The 17,146-nt window shown below is 70.3% G+C and carries 18 protein-coding genes; 6 read left to right on the top strand and 12 right to left on the bottom strand.

Translation table 11 applies throughout. The features are described from left to right. Positions 1-16: 16 nt before the first annotated feature. Positions 17-913, top strand: coding sequence for a 3-methyladenine DNA glycosylase (locus BCF44_RS51200; RefSeq protein ID WP_116181874.1), 897 nt, complete (start codon positions 17-19; stop codon positions 911-913). Here BCF44_RS51200 and BCF44_RS51195 read toward each other — a convergent pair. From BCF44_RS51195 to BCF44_RS51190, 3 genes are all read right to left on the bottom strand, one after another. Beyond that, positions 855-3,098: an ATP-binding protein gene (locus BCF44_RS51195; protein ID WP_116181873.1), complete on the bottom strand. Its 2,244-nt coding sequence runs from the start codon at positions 3,096-3,098 to the stop codon at positions 855-857. The genes BCF44_RS51200 and BCF44_RS51195 overlap by 59 nt on opposite strands. A 24-nt stretch (positions 3,099-3,122) precedes the next feature. Next, positions 3,123-3,389, bottom strand: coding sequence for a nucleoside hydrolase (locus BCF44_RS55070; protein WP_147329003.1), 267 nt, complete (start codon positions 3,387-3,389; stop codon positions 3,123-3,125). 321 nt (positions 3,390-3,710) lie between these two features. Next, positions 3,711-5,447 (bottom strand): pyruvate dehydrogenase, encoded by a 1,737-nt coding sequence (locus BCF44_RS51190; RefSeq protein ID WP_116181872.1) that lies wholly within the window; start codon positions 5,445-5,447, stop codon positions 3,711-3,713. Positions 5,448-5,556: 109 nt separating this feature from the next. Between BCF44_RS51190 and BCF44_RS51185 the strand changes: the two genes are divergently transcribed. Next, on the top strand, positions 5,557-6,084 hold the full coding sequence (locus BCF44_RS51185) for a dihydrofolate reductase family protein (protein WP_170218213.1): 528 nt from the start codon (positions 5,557-5,559) through the stop codon (positions 6,082-6,084). A 420-nt stretch (positions 6,085-6,504) separates the two neighbouring features. Here BCF44_RS51185 and BCF44_RS51180 read toward each other — a convergent pair whose 3' ends face one another. Beyond that, on the bottom strand, positions 6,505-6,846 hold the full coding sequence (locus tag BCF44_RS51180; protein WP_116181870.1) for a histone-like nucleoid-structuring protein Lsr2: 342 nt from the start codon (positions 6,844-6,846) through the stop codon (positions 6,505-6,507). A gap of 313 nt (positions 6,847-7,159) precedes the next feature. Here BCF44_RS51180 and BCF44_RS51175 point away from each other — a divergent pair, with 313 nt between their 5' ends. Continuing rightward, a complete protein-coding gene (locus tag BCF44_RS51175; protein ID WP_116181869.1) occupies positions 7,160-8,635 on the top strand; it encodes an MFS transporter in 1,476 nt (491 codons plus the stop codon). Here the strand turns inward: BCF44_RS51175 and BCF44_RS51170 are convergent. Together BCF44_RS51170 and BCF44_RS51165 are read right to left on the bottom strand one after the other, a co-directional pair. Beyond that, the gene (locus BCF44_RS51170; RefSeq protein WP_246016291.1) at positions 8,632-10,098 is read right to left on the bottom strand and encodes a cellulose binding domain-containing protein; all 1,467 of its coding nucleotides are present in this window, start codon (positions 10,096-10,098) and stop codon (positions 8,632-8,634) included. The genes BCF44_RS51175 and BCF44_RS51170 overlap by 4 nt on opposite strands. A 149-nt stretch (positions 10,099-10,247) precedes the next feature. Next, on the bottom strand, positions 10,248-10,694 hold the full coding sequence (locus tag BCF44_RS51165) for a MarR family winged helix-turn-helix transcriptional regulator (protein ID WP_116181867.1): 447 nt from the start codon (positions 10,692-10,694) through the stop codon (positions 10,248-10,250). A gap of 72 nt (positions 10,695-10,766) precedes the next feature. Here BCF44_RS51165 and BCF44_RS51160 point away from each other — a divergent pair, with 72 nt between their 5' ends. Beyond that, a complete protein-coding gene (locus BCF44_RS51160; protein WP_116181866.1) occupies positions 10,767-11,588 on the top strand; it encodes an SDR family oxidoreductase in 822 nt (273 codons plus the stop codon). On the opposite strand, the gene BCF44_RS51155 is transcribed toward BCF44_RS51160, so the two are convergent. From BCF44_RS51155 to BCF44_RS51130, 6 genes are all read right to left on the bottom strand, one after another. Next, positions 11,512-12,951: a sensor histidine kinase gene (locus BCF44_RS51155; protein ID WP_116181865.1), complete on the bottom strand. Its 1,440-nt coding sequence runs from the start codon at positions 12,949-12,951 to the stop codon at positions 11,512-11,514. The genes BCF44_RS51160 and BCF44_RS51155 overlap by 77 nt on opposite strands. Then, a complete protein-coding gene (locus BCF44_RS51150) occupies positions 12,948-13,637 on the bottom strand; it encodes a response regulator transcription factor (protein ID WP_116181930.1) in 690 nt (229 codons plus the stop codon). The genes BCF44_RS51155 and BCF44_RS51150 overlap by 4 nt, the downstream gene beginning before the upstream one ends. A gap of 29 nt (positions 13,638-13,666) precedes the next feature. Next, entirely contained in the window at positions 13,667-14,191 is a 525-nt protein-coding gene (locus BCF44_RS51145) for a D-alanyl-D-alanine carboxypeptidase family protein (protein ID WP_116181864.1), read from the bottom strand. A 66-nt stretch (positions 14,192-14,257) separates the two neighbouring features. Beyond that, positions 14,258-14,440, bottom strand: coding sequence for a hypothetical protein (locus BCF44_RS51140; protein WP_116181863.1), 183 nt, complete (start codon positions 14,438-14,440; stop codon positions 14,258-14,260). Beyond that, positions 14,433-15,404 (bottom strand): GlxA family transcriptional regulator, encoded by a 972-nt coding sequence (locus BCF44_RS51135; RefSeq protein WP_170218212.1) that lies wholly within the window; start codon positions 15,402-15,404, stop codon positions 14,433-14,435. The genes BCF44_RS51140 and BCF44_RS51135 overlap by 8 nt, the downstream gene beginning before the upstream one ends. 31 nt (positions 15,405-15,435) lie before the next feature. Then, complete coding sequence (locus BCF44_RS51130; RefSeq protein ID WP_116181861.1) at positions 15,436-15,840, bottom strand: DinB family protein; 405 nt, start codon at positions 15,838-15,840, stop codon at positions 15,436-15,438. 116 nt (positions 15,841-15,956) lie between these two features. On the opposite strand from BCF44_RS51130, the gene BCF44_RS51125 reads away from it, so the two are divergent. Next, positions 15,957-16,514 carry a CGNR zinc finger domain-containing protein gene (locus BCF44_RS51125; protein WP_116181860.1) on the top strand — a complete coding sequence of 186 codons (558 nt, stop codon included), beginning with the start codon at positions 15,957-15,959 and terminating at the stop codon, positions 16,512-16,514. 22 nt (positions 16,515-16,536) lie between these two features. Beyond that, the gene (locus BCF44_RS51120; RefSeq protein ID WP_116181859.1) at positions 16,537-16,977 is read left to right on the top strand and encodes a GNAT family N-acetyltransferase; all 441 of its coding nucleotides are present in this window, start codon (positions 16,537-16,539) and stop codon (positions 16,975-16,977) included. Positions 16,978-17,146 lie beyond the last annotated feature (169 nt).

Genomic DNA, 17,146 nt, shown 5'->3' with positions numbered 1-17,146 from the left:
CGGTTACCGTTGTCGGGTGGACGCGACGACGGTGCTGACCGAACCCGAGTGGCGGGCCCGGCAGCGCGCGCACGTCGACCGGGTCCGGCGCTGGACGCTGCCGCACAAGGAACGGTCGCTGGCCAAGGAAAAGCACCCGGTGCACGACTTCCTGTTCACGTACTACTCGCACCGGCCGGGCCGGTTGGAGCGGTGGCACCCGGGGCTCGGCGTGGTGCTGGAAGGCGCCGACGAGTTCCTCGACTACCGGGGTTATCACCGTACGGATGACGGTGTGACGCTCGATCCGGCCGCCTGCACCGAACCCCGCGTGCGCACGGCCGAGTTCTACCTGGGGCTGCTGGCCGCCACCGTGTCCCGGCCGCCGCGGCTGAACTGCTTCGGCCTGCACGAGTGGGCCATGGTGTACCGGCAGACGCCGGAGCAGGTCCGGCACTTCGGTTGGCCGCTCCGGTTGGGGCACAACGGAACCGACGCGCTGGTGGAGTCGTCGCAGGTCCGATGTGGACACTTCGACGCGTTCCGGTTCTTCACGCCGCCGGCCCGCCCGCGCAACGCCTTGCAGCCCACCCGGGAATCGCAGGTCGAGCTGGAGCAGCCGGGCTGCCTGCACGGCAACATGGACCTGTACAAGGTGGCGTACAAGCTGGAGCCGTACGTGCCGTCGGAGCTCGTCGCCGACTGCTTCGAGCTGGCGTCCCGGATCCGCGAGCTGGACATGCGGGCCAGCCCGTACGACCTGTCGGCGCTGGGCTACGAGCCGGTGCGGATCGAGACGCCGGCCGGTCGTGCCGAGTACGCGCGGCAGCAGGCGGACTTCGCCGAGCGGGCGAAACCGTTGCGGCAGAGGCTGATCACGGTGTGCCGGGACGTGCTGCGGTGGCGGGAAGCGCAGCTGCCAGCCGCTCCCTGACGCCGCGGCTGCCGGCGGTGTCGTCGAGCTCGTCGTAGAGCGCCAACGCGTCCTGCCAGGCCAGTCGGCCCTCATCGCGGCGGTCCAATTCCACCAGCACCTCGCCGCGGCGGGTCAGCGCCTCCGCCTGTGCCCACCGGTCGCGCAGCTCGCGGGCGGTGGTCACGGCCATCGTCAGCAGCGTCAGCGCCGACGGGAAGTCCTTGCGCTCCACGTGGATCTCGACCATCTTGCGCAGCAGTTGGGCCTGCCCCTCCAGCGAGGCGATGTCCACCATCATGCCCAGCGCCAGCCCGCACAGTGCGAGGCCGCCGTCGAGGTCCCCCCGCAGCCGCAGCACGTCGCCGCGCGTCATCAGGCACAGCGCCTGGCCCTGGAAGTCCTTGTACTCCACGAAGATCCGCGTCGCCTCGTCGGAGAGCTCGAGGGCCTCGACGTCGTGGCCGAGGTCGGCGGCGAGGAACGCGGAGCCGGCCAGCGCCCAGGCCAGACCGTAGCGGTCGCCGACCTCGGCGCGCAGCGCGCGGGCTTCCTCGTACAGGCGGCTGGACTGCGTGAGGTCGCCCATCCGGCGATAGCCCTCGGCCAGGTTGGTCACCACCCAGCCCTCGGCCGCGCGGTCGTTCACGTGGCGGGCGGCCTGCCGCGCCAGCTCATGACTGCGGATCCAGACGCTCCACGGCCGCCGCTGCAACAGGTACGACCACAAGGTGATCGGCAGCTGCCAGGCCAGCTTGTAGTGGCCGTGGTCCATGGCCATCTGGATGACCGGCACGATGTTGGGCAGCTCCGCGTCGCACCAGCGCAGCGCGTCCAGCGCGCCGGCGTCGTCCGAGGTCCAGGCCAGCGGATGCACTCCGGTCGGCAGCTCGTCCTTGGCCATCGGGTCGAACCGGAACGGCGCCAGCACATGGCAGGCGGCCGTGGCGGAGTGCAGGTACCAGCTGACCAGCCGGTGCACCGCCGCGGCGGTGTCGGCGACCTCGCGGTGGGCGAGCTCGGCGGCGTAGTCGCGGATCAGGTCGTGGAAGGTGTAGCGGTCGCGGCCGACGGCCCGAAGCAGGTGCGCGTGGGTGAGCCGGGCGGTGGCGCGGCGGGCGAAGGACTGCGGCATGCCGGCGATCGCGGCCGCCGCCCGGCCGCTGATCTGCGGGCCCCGGTGCAGGCCCAGCAGCGGGAACAGCCGCGCCGCGTCGGGGTCGAGGCGTCGCAGCGACCAGGAGAAGACGGTGCGGACGTCCGAGTCCTCCACGCCGAGCACGTCCAGTCGCTCCGAATCCAGCTCGCTGACCAGATCGCGCAGGTCGTAGTCCGGCGTGGTGACGGCCCGCTCCGCCGCGACCCGCAGCGCCAGCGGCAGCCGGCCGCAGCGGTCGGCCAGCGAGACGAGCGCCGTCGGCTCGCGGTCGGCGCGTTCCTTGCCGAGCACGTTCGTCAGCAGCGCCAGCGACTCGTCCGCGGACATCGGGCCCAGCGTCAGGCGGTGCGGGCTGGCCCGCAGCGTCAGGCCGGACAGCCGCTCCCGGCTGGTGATGATCACCGCGCAACGGCCGGTGCCCGGCAGCAGCGGCTCGATCTGGGCGAAGTCGGCCGCGTTGTCCAACACGATCAGCATCCGGCGCTCGGCCAGCGCCGACCGGTACAGCGCGGCCAGGTGCTCCACGTCGGCGGCGCCCGCGGCCGGCACGCCGAGCGCCCGCAGCAGGTCGGCCAGCACCTCGCCGGGCAGCGCCGGCCGGTCGTGCGGGCTGTGGCCGCGCAGGTCGGCGTACAGCTGGCCGTCCGGGAACTGGGGGATGGCCCGGTGCGCGAAGTGCAGCGCCAGGGTCGTCTTGCCGGCGCCCGGCGGGCCGTCCACGGCGATGATCAGCGGCACCTTGCTGTCCGGGCGTTCCAGCGCCGCGGTCAGGTCCCGGATCTCGGCGTCCCGGCCGACGAAGCCGCTCATCGCCAGCGGCAGCTGCGCCGGGCGGGGGAGCTGGTCGACGGTCAGCACCGCCAGCAGCGAGCCGTCCGCGCCGAGCGCGACGTCCAGCGCGCGGGCCATGTCCACCGACGGCAGCCGGCCGTTCTCGATCTTGCTCAGGTAGCCGGGGGTGATGCCGGCCGCCTCGGCCAGGCCGCGCAGCGACAGCGCGCGCCGCGTGCGCAGCGCCCGCACGTGGTGGCCGAAGCTCTCTCGCATTCCTTACCCCCGTAACCGAGGGTATTACACATACCGCCCCAGCTCGGCGATGTCCTCCAGCAACTCGGCCGGAATCCGGGCTGTGTCCGCGGCCACAGCCACCCGCACCGGACGGCGTTTCGGCAGCTCCGTGCCCGGTAGCCGCTGCTCACGGCGGTCGACCGGCGTCGCCCGCGCAGGTGGCCCTGGAGCTCGACCACCACCTCGTGTTCCTCGTACGTGGCCAGCGAGGAGACCGACCAGCGCGAAAACGTCGTCCACGCCGGGATCGGTGTCCACGACGAGCGGCACGTGCCGATTGTGCGAGCGAGAACCGGCGTCGACCGGGGTGTTTCCTGGGTTGGCAACGGCCCACCCCTGGCCACCGCGACCCCACCCGCCCGATAGTTGACGTACCGGGGATTTGGGGAGGCTGGACCCGCTGGTCGAGGGGAGCGGCGGGTTCAGCCCCGGCCCCCGCCTTGCCGGCGTGTCGCACCCCCGCGAGTCGCGCTCTGGGGCACACCGAATGTGCGTTTCGTGCAGATCTGAGACCTGCCGGTCTCGTTTGTGCCTGAGACCGTATTTCGGTGTGTCTGACTGTGCTTTATTTCTGGGCGAACTCGCGGGGGTTCAGGGTCGGGGGATGGAGCGGAGGTTGCTGCGGGCGAGGTCGATCATCTTGCCGACGCCGCCGTCGAGGACGGTGCGGGTGGCGGCCAGGGCGAAGCCGCGGACCTGGGCGGCGGTGATGTGCGGCGGGATGGACAGGGCGTTGGGGTCGGTGCGGACGTCCACCAGGAACGGGCCGTTGGCGGCCAGCGCCGTCTCCAGCGCGCGCCGGAGGTCGGCGGGATCGTCGACCACCTCGGCCGGCACGCCGCAGGCGCGGGCGATCGCGGCGAGGTCGGCGACCCCGTGATCCGTCTCGAACGACGGATAGCCGGCGACCATCATCTCCAGCCGGATCATGCCCAGCGACCCGTTGTTGAACGCGATGATCTTCACGGGCACCCGGCGCTCCCGCACGGTGCGCAGTTCGCCCAGCAGCATGGTCAGCCCGCCGTCGCCGGACATCGACACGACCTGCCGCCCCGGCTGGGCATGCGCCGCCCCGATCGCGTGCGGCAGGGCGTTGGCCATGGTGCCGTGCCGGAACGAGCCGATGATCCGCCGCCGGCCGTTGGGCGTGAGGTACCGCGCCGCCCACACGTTGCACATGCCCGTGTCGACCGTGATCACGGCGTCGTCGGCGATCAGCTCGTCGAGCACCGCCGCCACGTACTCCGGATGCACCGGCCGCAGCTTGTCGACCTTGGCCGTGTACGCGGAGACGACCTTCTCCAGGGCGTCGGCGTGCTTGCGCAGCATTCGGTCCAGGAACGCCCGCTCCGTCTTCTGGTGGATCAACGGCAGCACCGCGCGCAGGGTCTCGCCGACGTCACCCTCGACACCCAGGTCCAGCCGGGTCCGCCGGCCGAGCCGGGCGGCGTCGCGGTCCACCTGCACGGTGTGCGCCTGCGGCAGGAAGGTGTCGTACGGGAAGTCGGTGCCGAGCATGATCAGCAGGTCGGCCTCGTGCGTCGCCTCGTAGCACGCGCCGTAACCGAGCAGGCCGCTCATGCCCACGTCGTACGGGTTGTCGTACTGGATCCACTCCTTGCCGCCGAGCGAATGCCCGATCGGCGAGTGCACCTTGGCGGCCAGTTCCAGCACTTCGGCGCGGGCGTCCCGGACGCCGGCGCCGACGAACAATGCCACCGTCCGGGCTTGGTTGATCTTGGCGGCCAATGCCCGTACGGATTCCTCGGCCGGCACGGCCACCGCTCGCGTCTCGACGAGATGGCTGTGGCCGGTGGGATTCGGAGCCGGCTCCGCCGTCAGATCACCCGGTAGCACCAGGACCGCCACCCCCTGTTTGGCCAACGCCGTCTGCATGGCGATGCGTTGCAACCGGGGCAGTTGCTCGGGGCGGGACACCAACTCGCAGTAGGCGCTGCATTCCAGGAACAGGTGCTGCGGGTGCGTCTCCTGGAAATAGTTGGTGCCGATTTGCGTGGACGGGATGTGCGAGGCGATCGCCAGCACCGGCGCGCCGGTGCGATGCGCGTCGTACAGGCCCTGGATCAGGTGCGTGTTGCCGGGGCCGCAGCTGCCGGCGCACACCGCCAGCCGCCCGGTGAGCTGCGCCTCGGCCGCCGCGGCCAGCGCCGCCGCCTCCTCGTTGTGGACGTGCACCCACTCGACGTCCGGAGTGCGCCGGATCGCGTCGGCGATGGGGTTCAGGCTGTCGCCCACCAGGCCGTACACCCGGCGTACGCCGGCTTGTCGGAGGATCTCGATGAGTTGATCGGCGACGGTCGGCGCCATCGGAACCCCCTCCGCTCATGTGATGTGGCGCGCGTCACAGCTTGGCGCCGATGAGTCGGCCAGGGCCGCCGGCTCTACCTCTTCGTACCCCACACCGAAGGAGCCCGCGATGCGCGACGTGATCCTGTTCGTCAATCTGACGCTCGACGGCAAGCTCTCCGGACCGAATGGTCAGCTGGACTTCATGAGGCCCGATCCCGCGATGAACGAGGAGCTCACCGGCGAGCTGCGGGCGCGGGTGGACACGATCCTGGAGGGCCGGGTGATCCACCACGCGTTCGAGGCCAACTTCCGCGCCGAGGCCGCCGATCCGGCCAGCCCGCCCGCGCTGGTCGACTTCGCGAACTGGATGCTGGACACGCCGAAGGTCGTCTTCTCCCGGTCGACCACGCCCGACCTGACCGCCGCCGTCGCCGAGCTCAAGGCCAAGCCCGGCCGGGACATGGTGCTGTTCGGCGGCGTCGCCACCGCCCAGGCGTTCGTGGAGCTGGACCTGGTCGACGAGTACTGGTTCAAGGTCTATCCCACCGCCATCGGCGACGGGCAGCCCCTGTTCACCCGCCGCCGCGCCGACCTCACCCTCCTCCAGTCCCGCTCCCACCCCTCCGGCATCACCACTCTCCGCTACACCCGCTGACCCCCGCGAGTCGCGCCCACAGACACACCGAATGTCGATTTGGTGCAGATGGGCAGCGTGCACGCCGGCCGTCACCCCGGCGAGTCGCGCTCACAGACACAGCGAATGTCAGTTTCCGGCAGATCCGGAAGCCGACCGGACGCCGCCGTGGACTTGCCCGACTGGTCCGGTTGCCGGCGGCCACGATCGGCCCGAAACCGGATTCGGTCCGCTGCCGAATGCGACTCGCCCGGTCTGATCTGCACGGGACCGACATTCGGTGTGACGCTGAGCTGGGGGTTGACCGGGCGGGCGGATCTGCCTGAAACCTACATTCGGTGTGTCCCAGAGCGCGACTCGCGGGGGTTCCAACCGGGGGGAACGGCGATGGCGCCCGGCCCCGGGGGTGGGGTGGGCGCCATCGGCGGGAAGAACCGGGAGTCAGCTGCCGTGGGCGGCCTGGAACTTGGCGACCAGCTCGGCGGGGATGCGGCCGCGGTCGGAGATCTTCTCCCCCTGGCTGCGGGCCCACTCGCGAATGGCCTGGTTCTGCGCGCGGTCGCCGCCGGCCTTCACGGCGGTGGTGGCGCCACCCCGCTGCTTGCGGCCACCGACACGCTGCGCCTTCTCGACGAACGAGACGAGGCTCTCGCGGAGCTTCTTCGCGTTCTCCTCGGACAGGTCGATCGTGTACTCGACGCCGTCAAGGCCGAAGGACACGCTCTCGTTGGCCTCACCGCCATCGAGGTCGTCGATCAGCTGGACGATGGTCTTCTGTGCCATGGACGTTTCTCCGTCTGGGTCGGAACGTGGCGTAATACTCGCTGTCAAAGAGGCGTGCCCCGTCGACGCGACTGGCGCCAGTCTAGTCGATACTCCGCACAAAATGACTCACCGACTCGATACCGAATTGAGCGCCAAACCGGTGGGGTCGGTCACGCCGCCCGGCAGGAGTTGGCTGTAGTTGTCAAGAGGTCGATCCGGTCCCGGTACGCCGAACAGACCAGCGGGGAACATGTCGTCACCGATTCTTCACCGGATCAGGTGGCCGCCCGCAAGTGCGTTAGGTCCGGATTCGTTGCCCGTCCGGATTCCGATGCACCGCGCGCGCCCGCCTTGCCGGGAGCAGGATGGAGCGGTGAGCGAACCCGATCCCCGCCGATGGAAAGCGCTGGCGGTGAGCCTTGCCGCCGGCTTCATGACCCTGCTCGACGTGAGCATCGTGAACGTGGCGCTGCCGTCGGTGCAGAACGGTCTGGGCGCCTCGGCGGGATCCGTGCAGTGGATCGTCTCCGGATATGCGCTCACCTTCGGCTTGTCACTGGTGGCGGGCGGCCGGTTGGGTGACGTGCTCGGCCGTCGCACGATGTTCCTGGTCGCTTTGACGGCATTCGTGGTGACCAGCGCGCTGGCCGGCGCGGCTCCGAACGAGACGCTCCTGATCGGCGCGCGACTGTTGCAGGGACTGGCCGCGGGCCTGCTCTCGCCGCAGAACTCCGGCCTGATCCAGGACCTGTTCCGCGGCGCGGAACGGGGCAGGGCGTTCGGCCTGCTGGGCGCCACCATCGGCATCTCCACGGCGACCGGACCCGTGCTGGGCGGCCTGATCCTGGCCGTGTTCGGCGACGAGACGGGTTGGCGCTGGGTGTTCTTCGTCAATGTGCCGGTGGGTGTCCTCGCCTTCGTGCTCGCGTTGCGTTGGCTGCCGCGCTCGGACCGCGGCAAGGTGCAATTGCGCGACGAGATCGACCATGTCGGCGCGCTGTTGCTCGGACTCGCGGTGCTCGGCGTGTTGCTGCCGATCGTGGAGACGGAGAGCGGTGGCGCCGGACCGTTGTGGCTATTGGCGGTCGCCACCCCCGTTTTCGGCTACGTCTTCGTGCGCTGGGAGCAGCGCGTGTCCGCCCGCGGCGGCAAGCCGCTGCTGGACCTGCGGCTGTTCACCGACGTTTCCGGCTACTCGTCGGGCTTGCTGCTCGGCTCCGTCTACTTCTGCGGGTTCGCCGGCATTTTCCTGGTGATGTCGCTGTTCCTCCAGAAGGGTTTGCACTACACGCCGTTGCAGTCCGGACTCACCGTGACACCGTTCGCGGTCGGTTCCTCGATCATGGCCGCGGTGGCCGGCCGGCTGGTTTCCCGACTGGGTCGCAAGCTGACCGTGGGCGGACTGAGTCTCATCACGATAGGACTGGCCGCGGTCGCGGTGGTGGTGCGACTGGCCCCGCAAGACGTGATTGGCGGCGCGATCGCCTTCCCATTGCTGGTCGCCGGAATCGGTGGCGGCGCGGTCATCTCGCCCAACACGACGTTGACGCTGGAATGCGTGCCGAACCGGATCGCCGGCGTGGCCGGCGGCGCGTTGCAGACGGGTCAGCGGATGGGCACCGCGATCGGCACCGCGGTGCTGGCGACCGTCTTCTACGCCGGCATCGGCAATCCGACCGCCGCGGTGTCCAGGACGCTGCTCTGCGCCATCGGATTCATGCTCGTGGCAATAGTCATCGCACTGTACGAACTGCGCCGCGCCACCACGGCCGACCGGGCGGACGCCCGGCCGGCCGCCGGCGACTAGGGCGTGACGTTGATGTTGGTGAGGCCCTTCACGGCGTTGGTCACGGTGTTCGAGGCGTAGACGACGTTCGGGACGCCGGCGCATTTCGACACCGAGGTCACGTCGATGGCGTACTGGCCGACGCCGCCGAGGTCGGAGGTGTTGCCGCGCCAGACGTTCCCGCAGCCGCTGGCGAACGACGGCGTCGTGCTCACGTTGTGCGTCTGGTAGCCGTCGGCGAAGGTGCCGGGGCTCGCGAAGGCGCCGGTGTTGTTCTCGATGGTGTAGCCGGTGCCCTTCACGTCGACCCACGAGTCGGCGGAGTTCTCGCCGCTGATGCCCTGGCCGTTGAACGTGTTGCCACTGATCACGCCGCCGGTGGTGCCCTCCTTGACGTCGATCAGCTCGGCGGCGACGTTCGGTCCCAGATGGTTGTTCAGCACCTGTACCCGGTCGCCGCGGTCGACGCCGTCGGTGTTGCCGTAGCACGCCCAGTTCGAGTTCGCGGATCCGATGTAGACGGCCTCGCCGTAGCCCGGCTGCACCAGGCCCGTGTCGGTCACCGTCGAGTTCCGCACGACGCTGTCCGCCGACGAGCGCCGGAAGTGGATGCCTTCCTCGCCGATCCGCCGCACGGTGACGCCGTCGATCGCGGTGTGCGGCGAGTCGTCGACGACGATGCCCTTCTTGGAGTCGGTCACCGTGAAGCCGTCCAGGTTCCAGTACGGCGCGTTGAACAGCCACAGGCCGTAGCCCGAGTCGTAACCCGGGGCGCCCGGGGCGGCGCAGTCCGGCGGGTCGCCGGCGGGGCCGTCGTTGATCAGCACCGCGTCGGCCGGGCCGGTGAGCGTGATGGGCTGCGCGGCGGTGCCGGCTCGCTGCGTGACAAAGGAACCGTGGTACGTGCCGGAAGCCAGCTTGATCACCTGACCCGGCGCGGCGTTGCCCAGCGCGGCGATCAGCTCGGCGGCGGTGGCGACGTTCACCGTCGGACCGGTCGGCGGAGTCGTCGTGGTCGTGGTCGTCGTAGTGGTGGTTGTAGTTGTCGTTGTGGTGGTGGTGGTGGTCGTGCCGCCGTCACAGGCGCTGCCGTTCACGGCGCAGCCGGTCGGCGTGACCAGACCGCTGACGCTGAAGCCGAAGCTCGTGCTGGCGCCGGGTTTGACCGCACCGTTGTAGCTGACGTCGGCGAACTTGAAATGCTGGCCGGTCCTGGTCAGGGTGGCATTCCACGCCTTCGTCACGGTGGAGCCGCTGGGCAGGTCGAACTCGACCGCCCAGCCGGTGCTGGCGGCGGTGCCGCCGTTGGCGATGGTGTAGCTGCCGTTGTAGCCGTTGCTCCACGTCGAGGTCTGACCGAACTGGGCCGTGAGCTGTGGGCCGGTGGCCTGCGGGGCGGTCGCGCCGGCGGGGTGCGCGACGACCAGCAGCCCGGTGACCACGCCGGCCGACGCCAGCAGCGCCGGCATTCGTGCTCGGATCACGGGTGAACCTCCGAAATGCAGGGCGGGGTTCCCGGATTGTCAAGTGGCGTTGACGGCCAGGCAATGGTCGATTCGGGTAACTCCACGTATGTGAATCAGGAAAACGTCAAGGGTTTTCCCGATCCATTTCAGGTGGGCAAAGCCGCAGGTCAGGCGGTCTCGTCGGCGACGGCCTGCTCGTAGGCGCGCATCGTGGCGACGAAAAGCTCCCGTTGCTGCGCGGTGAGCGGGGCGAGGGCCTTTCGCCACGCGTTGGCCCCGGCCGACAACCACGTCTCGACGGCGGGGCGGTGATTCTCGGCGATGCTGACGATGGTGCGGCGGCGGTCGACCGGGCACTCGGTGCGCTCCAGCACGCCCTGCCGGCTCAGCTCGCCGACCATCAGGCTGGCGGTGGTCGGCGCGACCTCCAGCCGCGCGGCCAGTTCGTTGACGGTGAGCGGCCCGTCGAACAGCAGGTAGGCCATCAGCGTGATGTGCCGCGGCGCCAGCGAGAAGCCGCGCAGCTCGTCGGGGATGCGCAGCTTCTTGGCCCGCCCGACCATCCTCGGCGTGAGCAGCAGCAGCTCGCGCACGCTGTCGTCCACCGTTGACATACCTTTGACTCCAAACTAGCTTTGCTTGCAAAGCTAATACTTCTCGACGGCTCATCGTAGGGGGACACGACCATGACCGTCCTTGTCACGGGCTCGCACGGCCGCATCGCGCGGGCCCTGATCACCCGCCTGACCAGCGCGGGAACGCCGTTCCGGGCGGCGAGCAGCCGTCCCGAACCGGGGGAGGTCCGGCTCGATCTGAGCACGGGGGAGGGTGTGGCGGAGGCGCTGGACGGCGTCGACCGGGTGCTGCTGTACACCCAGCCCGACGGCATCGAGGCGTTTCTCAAGGCGGCGCACGACGTCCGGCACATCGTGCTGGTGTCGTCGTCGGCGATCGACGAGCCGGGGGCCGCCACCAACTCGATCGCGATCCGGCACCAGGCCGTCGAGGACGCCCTGCTCGGCTCCGGGCTGCCGGCGACGATCCTGCGCCCCGGCGCGTTCGCGACGAACTCGCTGGGCTGGGCGGAATCCGTGCGGACGAAGTCCACAGTGGAGGTTCCCTACCCGGACGCCTGGTTCAACCCGATCCACCAGGACGACATCGCCGCGGTGGCGCAGCAGCTGTTCGACTCGGGCGGGCATCTCGGCGAGGTGCTGCTGCTTACGGGTCCCGAGGCGCTGACGATCCGCCGCCAGGTGGAGATCCTCGCGGAGGTGCTGGGGCGGACCGTTTCCGTGACGGAGTTGAGCCGGCAGCAGTTCCTCGACCGGAGCCCGGCGCACTTCCCCGTGGAGGTGATGGAGTCGCTGCTGGACGCCTACGCCCGACACGTGGACGTGCCGGCACGGATCACCGACACCGTCCGCGAGATCACGGGTGCGCCGGCGCGGGACTTCCGTCGCTGGGTCGAGGACCACCGGGCGGAATTCGAGGCACCACAAGAGTGAACTCCGCGCCGCCGGGGCTGGCCACGTCGATCCGGCCGCCGTGCAGCACGGCGTTCTCGTACCCGATGGCCAGGCCCAGGCCGCTGCCCTCGCTGCGGCGGGAGCGGTCGCCGCGTACGAACCGGTCGAACACCACGGGCGCGAGCTCCGGCGGCAGCCCCGGCCCGTGATCCCGGACGATCACGCGCGCCTCGAATTCGGCGGTGCCGTCGACGGTGATGGTGATCGGCGGCGCGCCGTGGTGCAGCGCGTTGCTGACGAGGTTGCGCACGACGGTGTGCAGCCGCCGCGGGTCGCCGACGACGATCCCGTTGCCGCGCAGGGTGACGGGGATGTCGGCGGCGACCATCTCCACCACGTCCACGCAGAGCTCTTGCAGGTCGAGGTGTTCCGGCCGGAGCTCGGCGGCGCCGGCGTCGAAGCGGGACATCTCCAAGAGGTCCTCGACGAGCGCGCTGAGCCGCCGGGTCTGGGTGGCGACGAGTTCGGCGGAACGCTCCCGCTCGGGTCCGTGCAGGCCGTCGCTGGCGGCGATCAGCACGGCCATGGGCGTACGCAGATCGTGCGCGACGTCGGCGACGAAACGGCGCTGCTGAGCGTCTTTGCGGCGAAGTTCCGCGATGGACTCGCCGAGCCGCTCGGCCATCGCGTTGAACGAGCCGGCGAGATCGGCGAACTCGTCGGTGCCCTGCACGGCCAGCCGGGTGTCGAGATCACCGGCACCGAGCGTGCGGGCGGCGCCGGCGGCGACCCGGACCCGGCGCTGGATCCGGCGCGCGGCCAGCACGCCGAGCAGGCTGCCGACCAGGATCACCAGCACGGACGCGGCCGCCAGCTCGAGGCGGGCCTTGGCCAGCTCGGAGTCGATGATCTTGGTGTCGTAGTACTCGACCAGCAGCAGTCTCGGCTCCGTCTGGCCGACGATGATCAGTTGCAGGCTGCCCTGGAAGTTGACGTCGTAGGTCTTGTGTTCCTGGCTCCGCAACGCCGTGTCGACCTGCTCCTGGGAGAGCGTGTAGGGAACGCCGGACACCGCGGCGTAGCCGCCGTTCGACAACGGCGACTGCGGGCCGATGGCAGGGTTGAGGTTGACGATGGACCAGTCCAGCGAGAGTCGGCCGTTGAGGTACTGGGCGACACTGTCCAGTTTGGACTCATCGGTGGCCCGGCTGTTCACCAGCCACTGGTGGATCTGCTGCGCGTCCGAGTCGAAGTCGGCCAGCGCGGCCGACTTGAACCGGTCGCGGACGCTGCTCTGCTGCAACTGGTACGACAGTCCCGCCATCGCGCCGGTCGCGGCGACGGTGACCGCGATGACCGTCAGGACGATGGACGTGCGCAGGCCGGGATGCCACCGCTTCACGGTTTGACCAGGCGGTAGCCGAGCCCTCTCGCGGTGCGCAGCAGCGTCGGGTTGCCCGGGTCCGGCTCGATCTTCGCGCGCAGCCGGGCCACCGCCGCGTCGACCAGGCGCGAGTCGCCGGCGAACCCGTAGTCCCACACCCGCTTGAGCAGGGTCTGCCGGGACAGCACCTGGCCCGGGTGATCGACGAACTCCAGCAGCAGTCGCATCTCCGTCGACGTCAGGTGCAGTTCCTCGCCGCCGCGGCTGACGATCATCGCGTCGCTGTCCACGGTCAGGTCGCCGAACGTGTGCACCGCGGTGCTCGGCGCGGGTGACGAGGACGCGCGGCGGAGAATGGTCTTGATCCGGGCATCGATCACCCGCGGCTCGGCCGGCTTGACCACGTAGTCGTCCGCGCCGCCTTCCAGGCCGACGACCATGTCCACGGGATCGCCACGGGCCGTCAGCAGCACGACCGGAACCGTGGACTTGGCTCGAATCGTGCGGCACACCTCGAAGCCGTCGATGCCGGGCAGCATCACGTCGAGCAGCACCAGATCGGCGGGGGAGCGCCGCTCGAACAACGCCTCCAGGGCGAGTTCGCCGGTGGGCGCGACCGTCACCTGGTGGCCGAGGGCCGTCAGCGCGCGGGACAGGGCCTCGGCCAGCACGGCGTCGTCCTCGACGAGCAACAGTTCGGCCACCGTGCCTCCTTCGTTCGGATACACAGTGGTTAGCACGAACGGCGCAACGGCGCCGCACCGGGATGCGGCTGGCGGGCCGGCCGCGCCGGCCACAGCTCGAAGTGCCAGGGCTCGTTGTCGTACCGGCTGTACAGGTGGAACCGGTCGCCGTGCCGCTCCAGCCACGCCGCCCCCTCGGACGGCCGGACGTCCAGCGCCGTGCCCTGGACGTGGCACGACTCGCTCGGCGGCAGCACCCAGTGCCGGGCTGCCTGGTGCGAGCCGGCGGCACGCACAGCTTCGGTGTACAGGCGGTACTGCTCGGCGGCGTCGCGGTGACCCGAGGTGAGGCCGATCAGCTGACCGTCCCGCCAGAACGCCTCCGCCCGGGCCGCCTCGAAGGCGGCCCTGGTGTGAGGGTGCAGGCCGTCCAGGCATTCCCGCGGGAACCGCAGGCCCAGGGCCCACTGGGCGGCGTGGTGGCGGCCGCGGCGCGGATGCCGGACGGCGGCGGCCGGCAGGAACAGCCGGGCCAGCGCCTTGGCGGCGATCTCGAGCAGGGTCGTTCGGGTCATGTGCCCAGCGTGAAGACCCTGTGTGCGCACCCCGGCTTAGGAGTGTCACGGGTTTGTGACAGTCACTCAGGCGCTGTAGCGGATCATCCACTCGGTGTCGGGGTCGACGCCGAACTCGAACCGGTCCGGCGGCACCGTCTCGACGGTGTGGTCGGCCGGCACCCGCGCGGGCAGCGTGCCGAAGCGTTCGCGGCGGCGGGCGGCGGCCTCTTCGTCGGTGATCCCCGCGGTGGTGGTCGTGTCAGCCATGATCGACGCCTTTCCTGGTGGGCCGGAACTTGGCCCGGTAGGCCCGGGCCGAGGTGCCGACGTGCTTGTCGAAGTTGCGGCGCAGCGATTCCGCCGAGCCGAAGCCGACCATCACGGCGATGTCGGCGATCAGGTGGTCGGTGGTCTCCAGCAGCGTCTTGGCGCGGGCCACCCGCTCGGCGCCGATCCAGTCGAAGATGCTGGTTCCGGTGGCCTGCCGGAACTTCCGCACCAGGCTGCGCTGGCTGACGTGCGCGTGGGCCGCCAGCTGGTTCAACGTCAGCGGTTCGTGCACGTGTTCCCGCAGCCAGCTGAGAAAATCCTCCATGAACCGGTCGTGCTGGGACCGCTGTTCGCCGGGCACGACCAGCAGCCGGCCGATGGCCTCGGCGTAGGCGTCGCCGATGTCCAGCGACAGCAGGTGCAGCGCGATGTCCGCAGTGGACAGTTCGCCGGCGCACGTGTGCACGGTCCCGTCGGCGACGAGGACGCGGTCGGTTTCGACGTGGGTCAACGGAAACTCCTCGCGGAACGCCTGCGAGTACAGCCAGTGCGTGGTGGCGCGCCGGCCGTCGAGCACGCCGGCGCGGCCCAACAGGAACGCGCCGCCGCACAGGCCGACCATCCGCGCCCCGCCGAGGAAAGCGGCCCGCAGCACGGTCAGCAGCGACCGGCTGCGCGGCGCGAACGGATCTTCGACGCCGGGGACCAGCACGGTGTCGGCGGTCAGGACGGTCTCCAACGGGGCGAGATCGCCCAGGTCGACGCCGCAGTACAGGGGCTGCCGACGGCGCTCGCCACACAGCACGACCCGGTAGCGGCTCGACAGGTCGCCCGCGCCCGGGAACGGGCGGCGGCCGAAAACCTGTTGCACCACAGCCACTTCCAACGGCACCGAGTCCGGCAGGACCGGCACCGCGATCACGTGCCGGTCGCGGCCTCGGGAGACCGGAGGGGATTTCATCGCCAAAGGGGCCTTCATCTGCATGACGGCCTCATGCGACGAGTACGTCGCGGGTGATCTGGAGCTGGCCGTGGTGCTGGACGACGTCGGTGTAGACGTGCAGCAGCGCGCCGCCGGTGTCGACGTCCTCGCGAGCGGCGGCGACGTCCTTGGCCAGCTGGTCGATCGTCGCCTGCACGCGATCGAGCAGCGGCGCGACCGGCCCGGACGCGGTGAACTCGGCGTCCCGGTCGCGGTGCGCGGGCCGGCCGAGCGCCACCTCGCCGACCCAGTAGTCGATGGCGCCGAGGCAGTGGGTGAGCAGCGCGTACGGCGTGTTCGAGCCGGGCTGCGGCAGCCGCCGGTTGGCCCGGTCGTCGCCCAGCTCGGCGACGATGTCGGACATTCCCGTCAGCGCGTTGGCGAAGAAGTCGAGGTACTGCGCTCGCGTGATCACAAACGCCTCCAGTCGGCACCTGTCGGACCGGTGCGGAGTTCGCCGCGACCTTTGCGCACCGGTTAGAACGGTGCGTAGCGTTGCACGGGGTCCGCGCACCTGTCAAACTGGTGCGCATGGTTCACCGCTTCCCGTGCGACCACCCGGCGCTGGACTTCGTCGGCACCCTGCGCGGCCGCCGCTTCGAGGGCCCGCTGGAGATGCTCGACGGGCCCGCCGCCCTCGACGCCTGGTTCCGCGAGTCGAAGCTGATCGACGCCGGCCCGCCGGCCTCCGTGCCCGACCTGACCAGCGCGATCGCGCTGCGGGAGTCGATATACGCGCTGGTGGCGGTCCGGCTGTTCGGCGACGTCCGCAACGACACGGACGTGGCGATGCTCAACGAGTACGCCCGGCCCGTGCCCGGGGTCGTCGAGCTCACGCCGGCCGGCCGCCGGGTCGAGGCCACCGCGCGGCAGGGGCTGTCCATGGTCGCTCGAGCCGCCATCGAACTGCTCGGCGGACCCGATGTGGAATTGCTCAAGGAATGCCAGCGGCCCGAGTGCAATCAGGTGTTCATCGACCGGTCCCGCGGTTTCCGGCGGGAATGGTGCTCGATGACGACCTGCGGCAACAAGGTCAAGGGCGCGACCTACCGGGCCCGCCAGCGCGGCAATCTCGCCCCCGCCAACTGATCCTCCGGGACACAATGGCGGCATGATCGAGATCAGTCCGCTGCGGCCGGAGGACCGGGACCGCTGGGAAGTGTTGGCGCGCGGATACAAGGAGTTCTACCGGACCGAGGTGTCCGACGAGGAGTACGAGCGGACCTGGCAGCGGCTGCTGCGGGCCGAGGACGTTTTCGGCTGTGCCGCGCGGCTCGACGGCGGACCGGTGGTCGGCATCGCGCACTATCTGTTCCACGCCAACCCGTGGTCGTCCGGCTCGTGCTACCTCCAGGACCTGTACGTGGACGAGGCGGCGCGCGGCCAGGGCGCGGCGCGGGCGCTGATCGAGCACGTCGCGCAGGAGGCTCGGACCCGCGGCGCGGCCCGGCTGTACTGGCACACCAAGCAGGACAACGACCGTGCCCGCGCCCTCTACGACAAGGTGGCCACCTTTCGGGGCTTCATCAGCTACGACCATCCGCTGATCTGAGGGCCATCACCGCAGGTCAAGGCCAGTTTAAACGTACGTACTATACAAATGTGTGGGACGTGTGTATGGTTCTGGGCATGACACACGCCACGCAAACCCCCCACCTCGCCGGACGACGCGAATGGATCGGCCTGGCCGTCCTCGTCCTCCCACTGCTCCTGGTCTCCAT

The organism is Kutzneria buriramensis (assembly GCF_003387475.1).
Taxonomy (GTDB): Bacteria; Actinomycetota; Actinomycetes; order Mycobacteriales; family Pseudonocardiaceae; genus Kutzneria; species Kutzneria buriramensis.
The sequence above is the reverse complement of the archived record's forward strand: the minus strand, read 5'-3'. Positions and strand labels throughout refer to the sequence as shown.